Genomic DNA, 3,425 nt, shown 5'->3' on the forward strand with positions numbered 1-3,425 from the left:
GTTGCAGCTCGTGCGCGCCGCCAAGGTGTGGGCGGCCCTGGACGGCCGCGAGTTCGTCATCCCGGACGATGTCGCCACGCTCGTGGAGCCCGTCTTCGCGCACCGCACCATCGCGGCGCGCACCTCGGCATCCTCCCGCGGACGCTCCGCCGCCGACACGATCGCCACGATTCTGCGCAGCATCGTGGGGTCGGTACGCGTGCCGCTGTCCACCCGCTGAGCCCGCTGAGGATGCCGTCTTGTCACCCTTCGCACGCTGGCCGCTGACCGCCCGGGGCACCGGCGCGGCGCTGCTGGCGGTGCTGTGCTTCGTGCTGGCGCACCAGTTCGGCATCCCGGAGCTGTCGTACCTGTCGGTCCTGCTGGCCCTCGGCGTCGCCGCGAGCATCGCGACCCTGTACGTCGTCCGCCGGACCGAACGCGTCACGCGCGCCTTCGTCCCCGATGTGGCCGCCGCAGGGCAGGACGTGCTCGTCCGGTTGCGGGTCGAAGTGCGCTCGCCGCTGCCGGGTGCCCAGGGCCGTTGGCACGACCGGCTGCCCGACGGGATGAGCGGAGACGCCGGCGGCGTCTTTCCGCAGACATCGTCCGGCATGCGCCGGGACGGGCGTGCCGTCACGCTCGAATACGCCGCCACGGCGCTGCGCCGCGGCATCCTTCCCGTGGGGCCGCTTTCGCTGGTGTCGACCGACCCGTTCGGATTCGCGCGGCGGCGTCACCTCGTCGGCGCGCCGGTGCCGCTGACCGTCACACCCCTCATCGCCAAGTTCGGCGCGATCGCAGACCAGCCGGGTGAGGCCGGCGGCAGCTTGCGCACGACGACCGATCGGCTGGGCCAGGGCACCGACAACCTCGTGCCGCGACACTACCTGCCCGGCGACTCGATGCGCCGCATCCACTGGCGTGCGAGTGCGCATCGCGACGAGCTCATGGTGCGGCAGGAGGAGCAGGAGACGACGCCCGAGGCGATCGTCGTGCTCGACCGGGGCGTGCGACGCTGGGCGCCCGAAGCTGCGCGCACCCCGGGCGCCGACCCCGGATTCGAGGTCGCCGTCTCGGCGTGCGTGTCGGCCGCGTCGCGCCTCGTGCAGGAAGGGTATGTCGTCTCGGTGCTCGACGTCGACGGCACGCTCCTGCACGACCCCATCGAGGGAGGAGATGCGACAGGAGTCGAACTCCTCGCGATCGGCTTCGCGACCGTCACGGCGCGCCGCGACGCGCCGGTCGAGAGCCTCGTCGCCGCGTTGGCCGGGGCGACGACCGGGCCTCTTGTGCTCGTCACCGGAGCGATCGACGAAGCGGATGCCGCCGCCCTCGCCGCCGTCCCTCACCACAGCTCCCTGCCGGTGCTGATGAGCGTGTCGGCGACCCGGCCGGCCCTCGTGCGGGCCGCCGAGACCGGCTGGCGGGTCGCATCGATCCCGCCCGGAGTCGACCTCAGCGTCGCGTGGAGCAGTGTCGTCGACCGCGGAGGCAGCCGTGTCGGGGCATGACGGGCTCACCTCGCGGCCGGGTCGTCGACGAGTTCAGGTGACCCCTCACGCGGGCATGCCGTCGCCATTCCCGCGGGAAACGCCACCTGAGCGACGAGAAGCGGGGCGAACTGCTCCGCCGCGAGTGGTGGGGCGGCCGACGCGGCCGGGCCGGTCGCGGGGCGAGCTCCGACTGACGCTCGCACTGTGGATCGCGCTCATGGCCACGCTCGTGCCGCTGACCCGCGTGGTGGCGGCGGGTGCCTGGATCCCCGGGTCCGCGGCATTGTCGGCGACGATGCTCGCCCTCGGCTACCTGCTGCGGCGGCTGAGAGTGCCGGCGGCGGGCGTCACGCTCGCCCTGCTCGCGACGTGGACCGCGATCGTCACCGGCGCCTTCTTCGCCGCCGATGCGCTGTTCGTGGTGGTCCCCACCGGCGCCGTGTTCGGCGAAGCGGCCCACCTCGTGCAGGTCGCCGCGGGCGAGATCCTCGTGGGGGTCGCGCCCCTGCCCGTCACGACCGCGGTTGCATTCGTCATCGTCGCCTCGCTGTCATTGCTGACGGTCGCACTCGACCACGTCGTCCTGACCGCACGGATGCCGCTGCTCGCCGCCATCGCCCTGGTCACGGTGTGGCTGATCCCCGCCATCGCGGTGCCGGCCGGCATCGATGTCGTCGCGTTCGCGCTGCTGGCGGCATCCGTCCTCTACCTGATCCGTGCCGAAACGCGCACGCGCGAGGCACCCGCGTCGGCGACGCGTTCCGGCGGGGTCACCGCGGTGGCCATCACGATCGGCGCCGTCGCGATCGTCGGCGCGCTCGTGACGACCCCCGTGCTGCCGGCCCCCGTGCTCGGCGCGGGAGCGAGCGTTGCGACGAGCATAGACTCGACGCTCGATCTCGGTGCCGATCTGCGACGGCGCAACGATGTGCCGGTGCTGACGATGCACGGCGACGCGTCCACCCTCCCCTATCTGCGCGTTGCGACCCTGTCGCGCTTCGACGGAGCGGTATGGGAGCCGGACCGCACCCGGTCGCTTCCATTGACCGAGGGGCTGGAGCCGCTCGCGGTGGGCGAAGGCGTTGCGGTGACCGAGCAGCGCACGACGATCGCGGTGTCGTCGCTGTCGTCGTCCGCGCTTCCGGTGCCCTTCGCCGCCGTCGCGATCACGGGGGTCGACGACAGCTGGCGGATCTCGCCCTACAGCGCGACGGTGCTGAGCGGCCGCAGTTCGGCGCAGGGACAGAACTACGAGGTGCTCTCGCAACGCGCGACGCCCACGCTCGAGCAGATTCAGGCGGCGCCGGCCGCGACGGCGGAGTCGCGCGTCGATGTCCAGTCGCTTCCGGAGGACACTCCCGCCATCATCGGCGAGCTCGCAGTGCAGGTGACGGCGAGTGCGCAGAGCGACTACGACAAGCTCCTCGCGCTGCAGACCTGGTTCCGTGGTCCGGAGTTCACCTACTCCCTGGACGCACCCGTCGAGGACGGCTTCGATGACCAGGGCACCCTCGCCGTGGCCGAGTTCCTCGAGGTGAAGGAGGGCTACTGCGTACACTTCGCGGGGGCGTTCGCCCTCATGGCACGCGCCCTCGATATGCCGTCGCGGATCGTTGTGGGCTTCCTGCCCGGCCCATATACGGGCGACGAAGTCGACGACGAGCCCATCGCCCTAGTCACGACGAGTCAGCTTCACGCGTGGCCGGAGGTCTTCTTCGAGGGCATCGGCTGGGTCGGGTTCGAGCCGACCAAGAGCCTGGGTACACCGACGCGCTTCGCGAGCGCCACCGACCCCGCCGGAGGCGCGGGCGCCGAGCCGGAGCAGCCGACGCCGACCGCGTCATCCGCGCCGAGCTCGACCGCCGGTCCCGCGGAACGCCCCGATCAGGAGTCGGTCGACGCATCCGGCGCGACCGCGCGGATGATCGACCTGCGGCCACTGTTGTCCGC

Annotated in this window: 2 protein-coding genes and 1 pseudogene; all 3 read left to right on the forward strand. The window is 72.2% G+C overall.

The features are described 5' to 3' along the window. Positions 1-220: pseudogene (locus tag WBP48_RS18075) on the forward strand (AAA family ATPase); the annotation flags it as partial. Positions 221-239: 19 nt separating this feature from the next. Beyond that, the gene (locus WBP48_RS18080) at positions 240-1,493 is read left to right on the forward strand and encodes a DUF58 domain-containing protein (protein WP_424442151.1); all 1,254 of its coding nucleotides are present in this window, start codon (positions 240-242) and stop codon (positions 1,491-1,493) included. A 199-nt stretch (positions 1,494-1,692) separates the two neighbouring features. Further along, a partial coding sequence (locus tag WBP48_RS18085) for a transglutaminaseTgpA domain-containing protein (protein ID WP_424442152.1) occupies positions 1,693-3,425 on the forward strand: 1,733 nt, incomplete at its 3' end.

This window comes from Microbacterium sp. (assembly GCF_049661145.1).
Lineage (GTDB): Bacteria > Actinomycetota > Actinomycetes > Actinomycetales > Microbacteriaceae > Microbacterium.